Here is a 15,677-nt window from a genome sequence, read left to right as displayed (position 1 = left end):
TCTCCATCAAATGCAGTGTGGGGGAAGTCTGGGTAATGGCGTGAAGTGCCGTTACCCAGGCTTTTCTTTTACCCAGGCTTTTCTTAGGGGGGTGAGGTGTTCTTTGGCTTGGGGTTCGATCGTGTGGTGGGGTTGGGGCTTAGGGTTGGGGCGTTGGGGTTCGTGGGCTTGGGTGTGGTCCGGGATGTCAGGGTGATGGCCATTTGCGGTGGCATGGTCTCGCTGTGTGGATGCTGGTATGTGAAGACCATCGGGGGCTTCGTGTTTGCGTGGCTTCGTGTCTCAATCTCTTGAGTTTGGTAGCGGAGCTTGCTGTAGGTCTGTGCGGCCAGCTTGGGCGCGCAAAAAGAAATCGCGGTCCACGAGGGGCCGCGATTTCTGGAGGTAATAGCGTTGGATGGAAAGGGCTTAGGCTTCGCGACGCTTTCGGCCGAGCAGCAGGCCCAGGCCGCAAGCGGCGAGCCCCAGGGATCCGGGCTCGGGGATCACGCTGATGGAGACCGCGTCGATACCCAGTTGGCGTTGCGGGTTGCTGCTGACGAAGGCCCGGCCGGCGAATTGGGCGGTCTTGCCGACGTCGCCTGCTTCGACGGTGTACGACAGGCTGCTGCCGGTGAGGGTCGAGAACAGGCCGGTGTCGTTGAAGCCGACCGCGACCTCGGCGACGGCGCTCTCGAGGGTGGTGTCGGGGTTGACCAGCTGCAGCATGTAGAACGAGTTCACGCCGCTGCTGCCGGGTTTGAGGATGTCGAAGTCGATGGTGATGGTCTTGCCGACGTCGCCCGCTTCGATGGTGCCCAGGTCACGGGTGAAGCCGGAGGTGGAGCTGCCGTCCCGCACGATGAGCAGGTAGCCGTCGTTGGCGGCGTCGAGGCTGTCGCCGTCGCTGCCGGGGTTAACCAGGGACTGCACGCTGGTGAATGCGGCCGAGGTGGTTTCGTTGCGTTGCACGGTGCCGCTGGCGGAGTAGGCCGCGGGGACCACGCCGGTGGTGCCGTCGTTGCTGAACGTATCGACGGTGGAGTCGATCAGGGCGGCGTGGGTGGTGGGTGCGGCGCAGAGCGCGGCGAGCAGGGCGGCGGTGCCGAATCGGGATGAGATGCGTTTCATAGCGGCGGGTGTTCCTTGTTGAGATGCGGTTCTGAATTTCGAAAACATGGGTTCCTCCTTATGGACATGACGTGGATTCGGCCGCTGCTTGGTTGGGCCAGGATTCGAGCCCCTCGGGTTCAGGTGTGGACGCGGGTGGCGTGAAGCAGCGGTGCAGGCTGAAGATGAGATAGGGCCTGTCGGTCGCGAATCGTATGGCGGACGCCCCGCCAAAACTATACCTCACAGTATAGATCGAGGGTTGGGGTGCGCCAAGTGAAAATATGTGTGCGGAGGGGGTGTTTTTTGATGTTCGAAGCTGATAAATAGATTTAAATGGCTTAAATTGATATGTTTACAATTTAATTGCGTTTAGGTTGTTCATGTGTGGTCGGTTTTAATTGGGTATTCATGGGGAGCTGTAGGTAAATTTGTTTTGTGAGGTTCAAAATATTTTTGTAGATATGGCGTCCCTCTCCGTGTCGTGTGGAGGGTTGGGGCGTGAGGCAGCGACCGCCTGCCGATGTGGCGAAACGGGGGCTTGCCATTCGTGATGCTTGTCGGGCTTAGTCGTCCACGGTCAGGACCGAGACTTTGAAATCCTGGTACCGCGAGGACCGGGTCCACATGTGCCGGAGGCCGATGCGGCCGGCCGTGATGGGGGGGTAGATCGAGGTGTCCCAGCGGAACGTCTGCTCCTGCTCCGCGTTGGTGGCGTGCATGACCAGCTCGTCCCCGTGTTTGATGAGCGTGATCTGGTGGGGCACGCCGGTCTGGAAGAGGCCGGTCGAGAAGTGGTCGGGGGGGAGGTCCGTGCCTTTGAGTCCTTCGGGGCGTTCGGGCAGGTAGCGGCGAGCGCGGACGTAGTCCTGACTTCGGTCGTCGTTGTCCAAATTAAAGGCGGCGTAGCTGATGTGGTACGTGTGCATGTGGTTGAAGTACAACCGCATGCTTGGCACACCGCGTTCGTCCGCCCACTCGGCGATGTCTTCGTCGTGAGGGCCCACTCCGCTTCCGCTGGCCAAGAGGTAGATGATGTTGACCGCGGAGACGGCGTCGTCGAGCCGGGTGTATTCGTACTCGACTTTGATGCTGCCCTCGAAGCTGGGCTTGGTCCAAAGCACCGCGTGGCTGGCGTCTTCGCCCTCCACCGGCCCAGCCGAAAACGACATGCCTTGGGCGTCATGGGTGATCGTGGCCTTCAGCCCGTCGAGCGACCAATGCTCGGTCCAGTCTTCGGTGCAAGGGTCGAAGAAAACGGGTTGCCAATCCATTGAGTCGAGTTCTTGAAAGATATCCATGGGGGACTCTGACGAAAGGGGCGGCTCGCCCATTGCGGGGCGGTCGGCAAATATGGTTGCGACCAAGCTTAGGGCTAACGCTAGGAGTTGGGGCCGTGAATTGAACGGCATGGTCGGGTTGCTCGGCTCGGTGGTGCGGGTATTGCGTTTAGTCTTTGGGGGTCAGCACGAGCTCGGCACTCAGCCCGTCTCGGCAGGTGAACTCAACGACCGTTTTCCCTTGCTCTGCAAGGATAATGCGGGGTTGTGTCGTCGCGGTTTCCATCGGTTGGGCCAGGCTCTGGATGTCCCACTCGCCTTGGAGGGTGACCCGCACAGCGCTGGGTCGGCTGGGCCAGAAGAACCATTCGCGCTCATACACCGAAAGCTCGATGCGGGAACCATCGGGCAGGCGGTCCTCTTGGCCGTCGTAGATGTTCAGGTCGGGGTCGGCCAGCGACAGCCGCAGCTGCTTGCCCTCGGCTTTGGTCATCAGCGTGGCTTGTTTGCTGACCTGGCGAACGACGCCGAGGTCGAGTGTGGCGCCCTCGGTTGCGTAGACGGCGTAGGCGGTGGCCTTGGCTTTGGGAAACGCAACGACGTGGGCGTTCGCATCGGCTTGGAGGACTTGTGCGGGAGCTGAGTCAGACGCCATCGCTTGGGCGAAGCGCGTCATCGCCTGCGCGTCCGTGTCGGCGAGCATGACGAACTGGTAGCTGGCGTTAGACGGCACTTCGCCGTGGTCCAGCCACGCGGTGGCAAAGCTCCCGGTGGTCATCTCCTTGCCGTGGGGTCCGGGGTTTTCTTGATCGCCCAGGCTCAGCTTGAGCGTGGCGTCGTCGCGGCTCGGCGGGGTCCAGAAGCCGGTGCCCCGCGCGTCGATCATCCAGTTCGCCTGCTCGGTGTTGAGGTCTTGTTGGTGCGGGTAGGCCGTGATGGCTTGGCCGTTGAGCACGACGGGGCGGTGGCCTTCGGTCAGGGCGTTCTGGAACAGTGTGGTTTCGACCGCGTGGCCGGCGATGTCGCTGGTGATCTCCGAGCCGAGGCTGACGACCATGTTGTCCATAAAGAAATAGGTCTTCTTGCCGGCGAACGACTCGAGGCCGTACTTGTCGTGGCCGCGGAAGGGGAACACGAAAACGCCTGCGCCATAGGAGGTTTCGACGCCGCCGACGAACGGCTGGTCGCTGAACAGGTACTCGCCGCCCTCGTCGCGGACCTGGTTGAGTCGGCAGATGATCTGGTCGTAGTCGAGCCGCACCGCGGTCGTGCCGGGGTAGCGTCGCCAGTCGAGCCCGGGGTGCCAGATGCCTTTCTCGGGGGTCAGGCTGTCGATGCTATCGGGGTAAGTCACGTCGAGGTAGCCGTTGGCGATGAACAGCGGGTAGGCGAAGAAGTGCGTGCCCCAACTCTCGTAGGGGTAGACGTACTTGCCGTGGCCGCGCACGGTGGTCATCCATTCGTCCCCGCTTCGCTTCAGGCCGACGCTGTTGTACGACATCATCCGGAAGCCCTCGTAGTCGGGGCCGTGAACCACATCGCCGCCCAGAACCGCCTCCATCATGTCGGCCATGTCTGCGAAGTTCTTCGGAGATTCGTAGTTGCTGAATCGGCAGGTCGCAAACGCTTTTGAGGCAACCTTTGCGGGGCCGAACAAGCTTTGCTCATAAGAATCCACGCATTTCTTGATCCGCGCGACCGATTCCGGCGAGGCGGCGAACGACGTGTCGCGGAGGAGGTAGAGCGTGCGGACCGTGGAATACAACGCCCGTCCGCCGTAGCCGAAGGCGTGCCCGGCGTGGTGGAACAGGCTGCCATCCGGCTTGAAGGTTTCGTCGAGCGCGTTGGTGTAGCCCGTGCTGATGTTGGACAGGTAGGAGCTGTAGTGGCGCAGGTCGCGCAGCTTCTCCGGCGAGTCGTCCATGAGCAGGGCGCAGAGCAGGCGTTGCGTGAGCAGGCCCTGCAGGTCGTCGGCGTTGGCGGAAATTCGGCCGGGCACGTCGTAAACCACGTCTTCCCGGTAGATCCGGTTAAACCCGTGCAGGTACTTCGAAACGGCGATCGCCTCGTCGAGCCGATCGTGTTTTTTTAGCACGGATCGCATGAAAAACATCGACGGGGCGTATTCGCGGATCACGTAGGAATAGTGGTGGATCCAGCCGAGGCCGGCGCCCTCGGCAAAACCCTGGTCGACGCCGTAGTCGAAAAGGTCGATGAACATCTGCTCGAGTTCCAGGCGGATCGCTTGGTCTTCGCTGAACTGCCAGGCGCGGGCGACGCGTAGCAGCATCGCGTTGAAGTCCCATCGCCAAGTGAGGACGTCTTCTCGCCATTCGTCTTGCGATAAGCCGAGTTCGGAGAAGTGGTCGCCGAACACGTTCTTGTTCATCAGCGGTCGGCCGAAGATCTGGTCGCCATCGCGGCGGATCTCAAATTTTGCGAACGCTTTGCGGATGCCTTCGATCTTGGAGGGGTTCCATGCCGCGCGGGTCGAATCGGGCAGCCAGATCGCTTCCACGCGCTGCTCGAGCGTGCGGATGTCGCGGAGCGATTGCTCGTCGAGCGGCAGCAGGTCGAACGTGGGGGTTTGCTTGCTGAACTCGAAGAGCAGGTGCGGGTACTGGCCGACCAATCGGGGGTGGCGATCGATCTCGGGGAGCTGGGGGTTGGCGTTGACGGTGCGGGGGTTGGAGGGCACCGAGGTGCCGAGCATGTCGAGGTAGAACGTGCCGGAGCCGGTGGCGGGCGCGTTGATGGTCATGCGGTCCATGTCCGGGTGCGGCGTGCCGCGCATGTCGCCGCGGTCGTAGCCCACGACGATGGTGCGCCAGCCCTTGAAGCTCAGGTTGTAGTCGAATTCGCAGTCGGCCTGATCGCCCCGACCGAACTGGATGCGGAGGCGTTGTTGGCGTGGTTTTTCGTTGTAAATCCAGGCAAAAAACGCGCGGGGCGGTTCGAGCACCCCCTGGCTGGGGTCGGCCCGTGACATCAGGACTTCGGGGTCGTCGCCGGGCTTCATGGGTTGCTGCTTGCGGTAGCCCAGGTGCCCGTCGTACACCAGCGTGGCGTTGCCCTGCCAGTCCCACTTCAGGGATTGGTTGCCGTGCTTCATCCGGTCCTGGTTGATCGAGAGTGTGCCGCCTGCGCTGGTGACGTGCGCGGGGATGCCGTCTTCGAAGCTCTCCATGATCTTTCGGGGAGACGGGTCGGAAGTGGTGGCGGCTGCTTGGGTGTGGGCGGTGCTCATGGCGAGTAGCAGGGCGGGTGTGAACAAAGAAAGGATGCGCATGCGTGGGTCCATGGTGAGCGGTCCCATCGGCCCGGCCGTAACTGCAGCGGGTATGGGATCGTAGGGATGCAGAAATCGATTCGTGAGGGCTAAGCGGGGTATTGGATGAGCTCGGCACACTTTTTGGTCTTGACCCAATCATCCGTGGCGCGCACCAGCCAGCGGCCGAGCTCGCCCTGGAGCATGTCGAGGTCCGAACGATCGATCGCGTCCAGCGCGATCGGCGTCATCTGATACGGGTCGGTCGTGTTGTCGTAGAGCTCGGGCAGATCGTCCTCGTGGACGAGGTAGGTGTATTGGTTGGTGCGAACGCCTTTTTTGGTTCGGCCGTTGAGGTACAACGCCGACTGCGGCTTGGGGGTTTGGTCGTAAACGCCGTCGCGCAGGCCGCTGGCGTAGTCGTAGCCCTGGACCGAGCTCGGGATCGATTGGCTGAGCCCCAGCAGGCTGAGCATGGTCGGCATAATGTCGACGGTGCCGAGCAGGAGGTCGTCCACGCGCGGCTGCAGCACGCCGGGGAAACGGATGAGGTAGGGCACAAGGAACGACTCGTCGTAAATGAGGTTTTTGCCCATTTTCCCGTGACTTCCGAGCAATTCGCCGTGGTCGGATGTGAACACGACCAGCGTGTTGTCGGCCTGCCCGGCATCTTCCAGGGCCTGCAGCACGCGGCCGACCTGCTGGTCGATACTGGTCACTAGGGCGAAGTAGATCCGCGCCGCACGCTCGGCCAGGTTGTCCTTGGTCGGGGCGACATTGGGGCGGTTCAGCGCCTCGTCCAGGGGCATGTCGGCGTAGAACTGTTCGTACACCGCGCGGTCGCAGTCGCGATCGACGTCGGAGTAGGGGTTGTGCGGCGGGTTGGGCGACCAGATCAGGCTGAAGGGTTTGCTCTCGTCGCGTTGGCCGGACTCATTCTTCAGGTAGTCGACGACGATGTCGGCTTCTTGCTCGGGGGTGAATCGGCGGTGGCGGTGGGGGTGGCCGTCCGGCTTGCCGTTGACCAGCTCGGGGCGGTTGGAGTACGACAGCGGGTTTTTGTGGTTATCTCCAATGTTCTGGAACCAATAACGGTTGCCGCGCCGCCCGGGGCCCGGGGGGATGTAGGTGTCGAAGGGGTTGGCGTAGTGTCCGCCGGGGTCTTCCGGGGTGCCGACGTAGCGATTTTCCGTGTCAAACAAGGGTTCGGTGCGTTCCCAGTGGGTCTTGCCGACGTACGCGGTTTCGTATCCCTCGGCGGCGAGGACGTCGGTGAAGCAGGTGATGCTGTGCTTGAGTCCCAGGGTTCGGCCGGCCTTGCAGTTCATGTGCATGACGCCGTTCTGGCTGGGGTACATGCCGGACATGAGCATGGCCCGGTGGGGGCTGCACACGGGGTGGGTGCTGCAGGCCTGGTTGAGCACGACGCTTTCGCGGGCCAGGGCATCGAGGTTGGGGGTCTCGACCGGGTCGGACACGCCGCGGATCGCGTCCCGGAACGCGGGGTCGCGCCACAGGCTCAGGGCGTGGAGGCGGTATTGGTCGGGGAAGATGTAGAGGAGGTTGGGCCGATCGCCTGGTGCGGCGGCGGGGCTGCTGTTGGCGGCATGGACTGAGGGGGTGGCCAGGCCGGCGGCGGCGTAGAACCCCATGGCTTTGTTGAACTCTCGACGCTTCATGATTGGAGTCTTGGGAAAGGAGGGGGTGGAGCTGGGATTCACGCCCGGGGAAGTGACTTTAAACTGAACCTCACAAAACGGCAAGGCTTTTGATCAGAATTTATACGCCCCGTTCGCGGTCGAGAGCAAATCCTTGCCAGGCTTGATCACCTAGGCATTGTCTAGTCAATGCAAATTGCTTGATTCGGCCAGCGGGGTCGAAGAAAATGGATTGAGGCTTGATTTCAATCGGCGGGCCGATAAACTGTGAGGTTCAGATTATCCGTGCTCCTGTCGTCCGTCGTCATCCCTTCGTATCCATCTTTGAGGGCATCTCTTGCGCCGTACCCCGCTCCTACTGATTCTCGTGACGGTTCTGTTGGCTTGTTTTCGGGTGCAGGCATCCCAGCCCAATGTGTTGGTGATCCTGACCGACGACATGGGCTGGGCGGACGTCGGTTTTCATGGCGGGGACATCCCCACGCCCAACATCGACCGCATCGCGTCCACCGGCGTGATCCTCGAACAGTTCTACGTTCAGCCGACCTGCTCGCCCACGCGGCACGCCCTGATGACCGGGCGGTACCCCTATCGGTATGGCGCCCACATCTGTAACCTGCGCTCGCACCACACGCACGGCGCATCGCTCGACGAACGGTTTATGTCTGAAGCGATGCAGGAGGTGGGCTACTACACCGCGGTGCTGGGTAAGTGGCACCTGGGTATGTACCGCCAGGCGTATTGGCCGACGTCGCGCGGGTTCGAGATGCACTACGGCCTGCTCAGCGGCGGGCTCGACTACTTCACGCACATCAACGACAAGGTTACGCTCGATTGGCAGGAACTCCACGCCGACCGCTCGGTGTGGAAGCAGCCGCTGCGTGAAAAGGGCTACACCACCGACCTGCTCGGGCAGCGGGCGGTGAAGCTGATCGGCGAGCATGATTTCGACCAAAGGCCCTTGTTTCTCTACCTTTCCTTCAACGCGCCGCACACCCCGATGCAGGCCAAGCCCGAGGACGTCAAACGCTTCAACCACGTGAAAGACTCCCGGCGGAGGACCTACTCCGCGATGATGCACGCGACGGATGTTCAGGTCGGCCGGGTGCTCGATGCCCTGGAGAAGCGCGGGGTGGATGACAACACGCTGGTCATCTTCTTCAGCGACAACGGCGGGGCGGGCAGCAACGCCTCGAGCAACGAGCCGCTGCGGGGCGGCAAGGGATCGCAGTACGAGGGCGGCGTGCGGGTTCCCGCCGCGGTGACTTGGCCGGGCACACTCAAGCCGGGGCAACGCTTCTCAACGCCGTTGCACGTGGTCGACCTGTTTCCCACGTTCGTGGGCCTGGCGGGCGGGGACACGACGCTGGGCCAGCCGTTGGACGGCCTGGATTTCTGGCCGGCCCTGTCCACCGGCGAAACGCTGCCCGAACGCGTTATTTACCACAACGTCGCCGACACCTCCGGCCGAGGTTCGGTCCGCAGCGGCGACTGGAAGTTCATGGCGATCAAGAAAGCCAAAGCCCCGAAGGACAGCGTCCCGCTCCCTGGCGGCAAGCTGCACGGGTTGCTGTTCAACATCGCCGAGGACCCCAACGAAACCAAGAACCTGGCCAAGCAACGCCCCGAGCTCGTCGATGAACTCTGGGGCAAGCTCAAGGCACGCGGCCCGGAAGTGGTCTCCGCGAAGGAGTACTGCACCTCGGCCCCGAAGGGATGGAAAGCGCCACGCGACCACTCGTCCGCGGCGGAGTAGTGAACTGGTTTATGCTTCGGTTCGCCCACTCGGCGAACGTTCAGAAAGGATCTCGACCCATGGGTTTCAGTAGTTTGCTTGGTCGAATGTCGGTGTTGGCGATTGCCGCGGTGTCATCCACCGCGTTGGCGCAAGGCGCCGACGACGTGCCCGAGTGGATGGAGGCGCTGGAGCTGCCCAACTACTCATACGCGGGCTACGCGCTGGTGCCCGAATCGATCGAGCCGAAAGACCTGCCCGTGGTGCATGTGGGTGATCACGGCGCGAAGCCCAACGACCGCAAGAGCGACAAGGCGGCGATCGCCGCAGCGATCCGTGCGGGCGAAGAGAAGGGCGGGGCGATTATTCAGTTCGAAGCCGGGGAGTACTGGGTCGGCGAGAAAAAGCAGGAAAAACAAGGCTTTTTCATCACCAGCCCCAACATCGTCATCCGCGGCGCCGAGCCCACCGCCAGCGCGCCTAAGGGCACGGTGTTGTACATGCGTCACTCGCTGGCCCCGGCGGACCCGAAGAAGATGTACTCCTGCCCGCCGCTCCTGAAGTTCCAGCACCCCACCAAGGGCAAGAAGCTGACCTCGATCGTGTCGGACTCGGAGAAGGGCGGTTTCGAGATCAGCGTCAAAGACCCCGGCAAGCTGAAGGTCGGGCAGTACGTCACGCTCTACATGCGCAACCCCGCCGCGACCAGCACGCTGCTCGCGGGGCTGGAGCCCTGGTCGATCTGGACCAACACCATCGAGAACGGCCCGATCGTCCACGGCGAACGCCACCGCATCGTGGCCATCGACGGATCGACGGTCACCTTCCACGAGCCGATGATGATTGATGTCTTTGCCGAGCACGGCTGGGAGGTGAGGTCCTGCCCGATGGCCGAAGGCTGGGTGGTCGAGGACATCACGTTTGTCGGTGAAGTGCCCACGCCCTGGGTCCACCACAAAAACGCCGACCACGACAGCGGCTGGACCATGATCGGCTTCAATCGCGGCTTCGCGCCGGTGATCCGCCGGTGCAAGTTTGTCAGTGTGTCCACCGGCGCGTTCATCAACGGCAGCTACGGCGGGACCGCGATCGACAACGTCGTCCTGGGGCGGCGTGGCCACTATTCGATCAGCTCCGGCGGCGGTAGCTACGGCACCCTGATCGCGTTCAACAAGGACCTCACCAAAGAAGGCCAGTGGCACGGCTTCGGCTCCAGCCACGGCGCGGTCGGAACGGTCATCTATCGCAACGTCAATTCCAAGCGCGGCTTCGACCACCACTCGGGCACGGCCATCGCTTACGCCACGCTCATCGACGTCAACACCGGCGGGATCTTCGGAAGCGGCGGCAACTACAAAAACCTGCCCAACCACCTCCACGACCTCACGTTCTGGAACTTCAAGCAGACCCACGACAAGCGCTACGACAACTACGACTGGTGGTCTGCCCGCCGTGGCGACCAGAAGTACTCGGGCACCAAAGTCGTCTACCCACGCATCGTCGGTTACCACGGCATCCGCACCACCTTCAAGCCCGAGAGCTGTTCGCACATCCACTGCCACGGCAAACCGGTCGAGCCGGAGTCGTTGTTCGAGTATCAAGTCCTGCAGCGGCTGGGCGAACTGCCGGAGTGGATGGCGTCTCCCGAATCGCGGGCGCGTTGAGAAATCTGCTTGTCGAAGAAAACGGTTGGCCGAATCTGAGCGGTATACGTTGGATCACGCCGCGGGGCTTGGTGTCGTTCGCTTAGCGCCCGGCTGAAGCAGCAGGAACGCGGCGGGCACGAAGATCAAGGCGACCAGCGTGGCGCCGATGATGCCACCCACCAGCACGATGGCGAGTTGGGGCCAGAACGCTCCGCCGACCAGGACGAGCAGCGGCAGGAACCCGCCGACGGTCGTGGCGGTGGTCGAGATGATGTGCCGGGTGCATCCCACCACGGTCTGGACCGTTGCGTCGAGGTCGCGTTGAGCGATGCGCGGGTCGGCCTTGAGTGCCGCCAGGACGACGATGCTGTCGTTGAGCGCGACGCCGATGAGCCCCAGCGTGCCCAGGATCATGTTGAAACTCACCGGGAACGAGTAGCACCACGTCGCGAGGAGCGCGAGGCCCACCGCGGAGAACGCGACGCCGCCCAGGATAAGGGCCATGCGGATGCTGCGGAAGGTCAGGATCAGCGTGGCGACCATCATGACCACGAGGATCGGGGCGTAGCGCGCGAGGTTGGCGTTGGCCTCGGAGCTCTGCTCGGACGCGCCGCCGAGCGACAGGCGGTAGCCCGCGGGCAGGACAAAGCCCCGGTCGCTCAGGTTGCTCATCACCTCGTTGCTGATGTCGATGGGCAGCGAGCCGCTGCGGGTGTAGGCCGAGACGGTGTTGGTGCGTCGGCCGTCGAAGCGCGCGATCCCGCCCAGCTCCGGGCGGAGTTCGAAACGCCCCAGCGACGCGGCGTTGACCCACTGGTTCGAGGCGGGCACCACCAAAGGTGAGCTGGCGATATCGTCAAGCTCTGCGCGTTGGGATTCGGGGAAGCGCACGCGCACCGGCATCGCTTCCGGGCTTTCGAGGATGCTTCCCGAGACCCCGCCCTCGAGGCCGGCTTCGAGTTGGTTGCCGATGTCGGCCAGCGACAACCCCGCGAGTCGGGCGGCGTCTTCGTCGGCATTGAAAAACAGCTTCGGTTCACCACGCGGCATCGCGGCCTGCGTGTGCAGCACCTGCGGGTGTTTTTGCAGCACGACACGCAGGTCGTCCCCCAGTTGTTGCAGGCGGGTGATGTCGGGGCCGTAGATGCGGTATTCGAGGTCGGCGACCACCGGCGGGCCCTGGCCGAAGTTCCGCGTGAGGATCTGCGCCCCGGGGTGTTTCTCGTCGAGCAGTTGCTGCGCTTCTTCCACTAGCCGGCGTGTCGCGGCGGCGGACGTGGTGGTGACCGCGGCCTGGGCGTAGTTGGCCGACCGGTCCTGGTCCATGACCAAGTTGTAGTACACCGTGGGGTGGCTGCCGCCCACTAGCCAGGAGACCTCTTCGACTCCGTCGAGCGTGCGCAGGGTCTGCTCCACCGCCCGGGCTTCGTCCAGTGTGGCGTGGATCGCGGTGTCGCTGGGCATCCACAGCCGCAGCTCGAACATGTTGCGGTCCACCGGCGGGAAGAACTGGCTGCCCAAGGTCGGGGCGACGGCAAACCCCGCGAAGGGCAGTGCCGCAGCGACGAAGATCGCGGCGATCGGCATCGCGTACAACCGGCGCAAGAGCTTCGGATACGCCCGGCTCACCGGCCCCAGCGTTGCACCGTCCCGGTACCACCGCCGCTTCTCATCCGCCGGGGTCGGCTTGGTGAAAAGCCCCGCGAGAGAGGCCGTGATGGTCATGGCCACGAGGAACGAGGCGCAGATCGCCAGGATCACGCTGAGCCCGATCGTTCCCACAAAGTCACCCGCGCCGCCGGGCAGCAGCAGGATTGGAGCGAACGCGAGCACGGTGGTGATCGTCGACGCGAGCAGGGGCAGGAACAAATGGCCGACCGCGTAGCCGACCGCGGCCAGCGACGAATCGCCCTGCGCTTTGCGTGAAAACACCTCGTCGGTCATCACGATCGCGTTGTCGATGAGCAGCCCCAGCGCGATGATCAGGCCGAACACCGACATCTGGTGGATCGGAACGCCCAGCAGCTGCCAGCCGAACATCACCAGCGCCACGGTCAACGGCAGGGCGGCGCAAACGATCACGGCCGAACGCAAACCCATGATGATCATGACCGCGAGGATGATGACCACCGCACCCGCCAACAGGTTGAACACCAGTTCGCGCAGACGGGTCGTGGTGTACGGCTCTTGCTCGAAGATGCGGTCGATGCGGATGCTCGGGCCACGCTCGGCGGCGAAGCGGTCGGTGAGTTCGTAGGCGGCGGCGGCCCAGTCGGTCACCTGGACCGCGGCCCCGACCCGCGCGGCGACGAAGACGGTGCGCTGCCCGTTGTACAGGCCGATCTCTCCCTCGGGAGACTGCCAGCCGCGCTCGACGGTCGCGAGGTCGCCGACCGTGAGCAGCGAATCGCCCAGCCCAGTGGCGATAGGGAGCGAGGCCACCCGGCGGAGCGTGTCGAGTTCGCCATCCACCTCGATGATGAGGTCCGAGGTCGCGCCGCGGAGCGTGCCGGCGGGGCGCTTGGCGTCGGCGTTGCCGATCTGCTGGGCCAGGCTGCGGACGTCGATGCCCGCTTCGGCGAGTTCGTCGCGGTCCACCTCGACCACGATCTCTTCTTGGGGTTCGCCGTACACGCGGACGAGTTCGGTCCCCGGGAGGTTGCGGAGTTGATCGCCCAGTTCGTCGGCGAGTCGGGCCATGACGCCCAGCTGCGGATCGCCGGGGCCGTCCCAGGTCACCCCAAGCAGCAGCGTAAAGGCCACCGCCTCGCGCTTGTCGTCCACCACCGGGGTCTGCGCTTCAGGGGGGAGCAGCGGCGTGGCGCTGCGTACCTTGTCGCGGACCTCGGCGAAGATCTGCTCGTTGTTCCCCGCGTGGACGTCGTCGGCGAGTTCGATCGAAACCACGGAAACCCCCGCCCGCGAAGTCGAACTGATGTGTTTGATCGTCTCGATCTCGTCGAGCGCTTCTTCGAGCACCTCGGTCACCAGCGCCTCGACACGCTCGGCGTTCGCTCCGGGGACCGCGGTCACGATCAACGGCCCCCGGTTCACGATGCGCGGGTCTTCGAGGCGCGGCAGATTGAGGATTGCTGAGAGCCCCGCCACGCCGATCACCGCGATGCTCAGCCATAAGAGGTAGCGGTTGCGGAAGAAGAGGGTGGCGATGCCGCGGGCGGGTTCTTCGGTTGGTTGGGTTGGTTGAGGGGCGTCGGTGTTCACGGCGCGTCGATCTCCGTGTCGGCCGGGCGAACTTCCATGCCGGGCGCCAGTCGGTGGAGGCCGCCCACCACCACCTCGGTCCCCGCGGGCAACGCGCTACGCACGAAGACCCGGTTGGATTCGGGGTGCAGGACTTCCACGTCCGACCGCCGGATCACCGCGGTGCCGTTGTCGTCGGGCCCGCGCTCGATCGTGTAGACCGACCACAGCCCGCGTACCCCTTCGGTGAGTGCCTGGATCGGCAGCCACACGCCGGGCTGCTCGATGGCTTGCTCGATCTGCACCCGAGCAAGGTCGCCGCGGCGGATGCCGTCGAGTTGGGCGTCGAATTCGAGGATGACATCGACGTCCCGGCCGACGCGCTCGCGGGCCGGAAGGATTTGGCGGATGGTGCCGGTGAGGGTTTGGCCGTTGACCGAGACTTCGTGGGTTTGATCGATGGCGAGGTCTTCAAGCAACCCGCCGCCGACGCCCAGGCGTACCTCGGGGCGCTCGATGTCGTAGAGCTCGATCACGGTGGTCCCCGCCGAGACCACTTGGCCGGCGTCGATGTGTTTGGCGGCCACCACCGCGTCGTACGGGGCGACCAATTCGCTTTTCTCGAGTTCAACCTCCAGGGTTTGGATGCCCGCGCTGGCCCGCGCCAGGTTGGCCGCGGCGGCGAGGCGCGACTGCTGGGCTTCGTCGAGCTCATCGTCGGTGGCGGCTTTTCGTTTGTGCGCCCGTGTGATGCGCTCCAGGCGGATATCCGCGAGGTCGAGCTCGGCCTGGGCCTGATCACGCGCCGCCCGCAGCTCTTCCCGGCGGGCTTCGAGCAGTTGCGTATCCAGCCGGGCCAAGATCTGGCCGGCGGTGACCCGATCGCCTTCGCGGTACAGGAGCTGTTTGACCTTCCCCGGAACCTCGAAGCCGAGTTGACTTTCCTGCTGCGCTTCCACCCGGCCCACGAAAGCCCGGGTGATCGAATAGCCCGGCTCGGGTTGGATGCTTTGCCAACGCACCGTGAGCGCTTGGGAGCCGGGCCCGTCGGCGACGGCGGTGTCGTCTTTCTGCGCAAAGATCGCCAACGCGGTGACGCCGAGGAGCACCGTGGTGATCGTGGCCAGCGAAACCACGCGCGGGTTTGTGATGAGAGCGGAGCGTTTCATAGTTGGCCGGTCCTTACGGCTTTGGTTGCGGGGGTGTCGTGGGTTTGGGGGCAGAGCGTTTCGATCGCCTGGGCTTCAACCGATTCGAGGATCTCGCGGGCAAGTTCGGGCTCGACCGCACGCGCCAGCATGAGTCCGCCCACCATCTGTGAGAACGCCGCCAGCACACGCCGACGCGCTTCCTCGGGGGGCGCTTGCACCATGCTCGAGGTGTGAGCCAGGCGTTCGTAAAACAAAGTGGTGAACGCGGCGACCGCCTGTTCGCCGATGCGGGCGATCTCGGAAGACATCGTGGGCAGGGGGCAGCCTTGGTCGGCGTGGGAGAGGTGGGCGTCGCCGAGGTAGCCGCGGACCCAGGCGTGGAGCCAGTCCTCGCCGTCGAGTTGGGCAAACTGCGATTCAAACTTCTCGCTGACGTGGTCAAACCCCGAGCGGATCACCTCGGCGACCAGCGCGTCTTTATTCTCGAAGTGGGCGTAGAACCCCCCGTGCGTGAGCCCGGCTTCCTTCATGATCGCCGAGAGCGACGCCGCCGCGAACCCCTTCTCCCGGAACTGGCGGGCGGCGGCCCGCAGGATGCGTTCGCGCGTTTCGAGTTTGTGTTCGGCGGGGTAGGGCATGGCTGAATATG

Annotated in this window: 9 protein-coding genes; 2 read left to right on the top strand and 7 right to left on the bottom strand. The window is 64.0% G+C overall.

The features are described 5' to 3' along the window. Positions 1–408 precede the first annotated feature (408 nt). The 4 genes from HNQ40_RS04910 to HNQ40_RS04895 form a co-directional block, all read right to left on the bottom strand. Positions 409–1,110, bottom strand: coding sequence for a hypothetical protein (locus HNQ40_RS04910; protein WP_184676761.1), 702 nt, complete (start codon positions 1,108–1,110; stop codon positions 409–411). Positions 1,111–1,655: 545 nt separating this feature from the next. Next, entirely contained in the window at positions 1,656–2,390 is a 735-nt protein-coding gene (locus HNQ40_RS04905; RefSeq protein WP_184676760.1) for a DUF1961 family protein, read from the bottom strand. Between the two features lie 148 nt (positions 2,391–2,538). After that, positions 2,539–5,670: a chondroitinase family polysaccharide lyase gene (locus HNQ40_RS04900; protein ID WP_184676759.1), complete on the bottom strand. Its 3,132-nt coding sequence runs from the start codon at positions 5,668–5,670 to the stop codon at positions 2,539–2,541. Between the two features lie 77 nt (positions 5,671–5,747). Further along, positions 5,748–7,316, bottom strand: a complete 1,569-nt coding sequence (locus tag HNQ40_RS04895) for a sulfatase family protein (protein WP_184676758.1) — start codon at positions 7,314–7,316, stop codon at positions 5,748–5,750. Between the two features lie 373 nt (positions 7,317–7,689). On the opposite strand from HNQ40_RS04895, the gene HNQ40_RS04890 reads away from it, so the two are divergent. Beyond that, positions 7,690–9,051, top strand: a complete 1,362-nt coding sequence (locus HNQ40_RS04890; protein ID WP_221435389.1) for an arylsulfatase B — start codon at positions 7,690–7,692, stop codon at positions 9,049–9,051. Between the two features lie 59 nt (positions 9,052–9,110). After that, entirely contained in the window at positions 9,111–10,694 is a 1,584-nt protein-coding gene (locus HNQ40_RS04885) for a DUF4955 domain-containing protein (RefSeq protein WP_184676756.1), read from the top strand. A 54-nt stretch (positions 10,695–10,748) separates the two neighbouring features. Here the strand turns inward: HNQ40_RS04885 and HNQ40_RS04880 are convergent, their stop codons facing one another. The 3 genes from HNQ40_RS04880 to HNQ40_RS04870 are packed head-to-tail and all read right to left on the bottom strand — an operon-like array spanning position 10,749 to position 15,666. Then, complete coding sequence (locus HNQ40_RS04880; protein ID WP_184676755.1) at positions 10,749–13,898, bottom strand: efflux RND transporter permease subunit; 3,150 nt, start codon at positions 13,896–13,898, stop codon at positions 10,749–10,751. Then, entirely contained in the window at positions 13,895–15,046 is a 1,152-nt protein-coding gene (locus tag HNQ40_RS04875; RefSeq protein ID WP_184676754.1) for an efflux RND transporter periplasmic adaptor subunit, read from the bottom strand. Before HNQ40_RS04875 ends, HNQ40_RS04880 begins: the two co-directional genes overlap by 4 nt. After that, positions 15,043–15,666 carry a TetR/AcrR family transcriptional regulator gene (locus HNQ40_RS04870; RefSeq protein ID WP_184676753.1) on the bottom strand — a complete coding sequence of 208 codons (624 nt, stop codon included), beginning with the start codon at positions 15,664–15,666 and terminating at the stop codon, positions 15,043–15,045. The genes HNQ40_RS04875 and HNQ40_RS04870 overlap by 4 nt, the downstream gene beginning before the upstream one ends. Positions 15,667–15,677 lie beyond the last annotated feature (11 nt).

The organism is Algisphaera agarilytica (assembly GCF_014207595.1).
GTDB classification, from domain to species: domain Bacteria; phylum Planctomycetota; class Phycisphaerae; order Phycisphaerales; family Phycisphaeraceae; genus Algisphaera; species Algisphaera agarilytica.
The sequence above is the reverse complement of the archived record's forward strand: the minus strand, read 5'-3'. Positions and strand labels throughout refer to the sequence as shown.

What these genes read in the sequence shown, in the direction of transcription:
- HNQ40_RS04910 (WP_184676761.1), bottom strand. Translation starts at nt 1,110, where the DNA reads ATGAAACGCATCTCATCCCGATTCGGCACCGCCGCCCTGCTCGCCGCG.
- HNQ40_RS04905 (WP_184676760.1), bottom strand. Translation starts at nt 2,390, where the DNA reads ATGGATATCTTTCAAGAACTCGACTCAATGGATTGGCAACCCGTTTTC.
- HNQ40_RS04900 (WP_184676759.1), bottom strand. Translation starts at nt 5,670, where the DNA reads ATGGACCCACGCATGCGCATCCTTTCTTTGTTCACACCCGCCCTGCTA.
- HNQ40_RS04895 (WP_184676758.1), bottom strand. Translation starts at nt 7,316, where the DNA reads ATGAAGCGTCGAGAGTTCAACAAAGCCATGGGGTTCTACGCCGCCGCC.
- HNQ40_RS04885 (WP_184676756.1), top strand. Translation starts at nt 9,111, where the DNA reads ATGGGTTTCAGTAGTTTGCTTGGTCGAATGTCGGTGTTGGCGATTGCC.
- HNQ40_RS04875 (WP_184676754.1), bottom strand. Translation starts at nt 15,046, where the DNA reads ATGAAACGCTCCGCTCTCATCACAAACCCGCGCGTGGTTTCGCTGGCC.
- HNQ40_RS04870 (WP_184676753.1), bottom strand. Translation starts at nt 15,666, where the DNA reads ATGCCCTACCCCGCCGAACACAAACTCGAAACGCGCGAACGCATCCTG.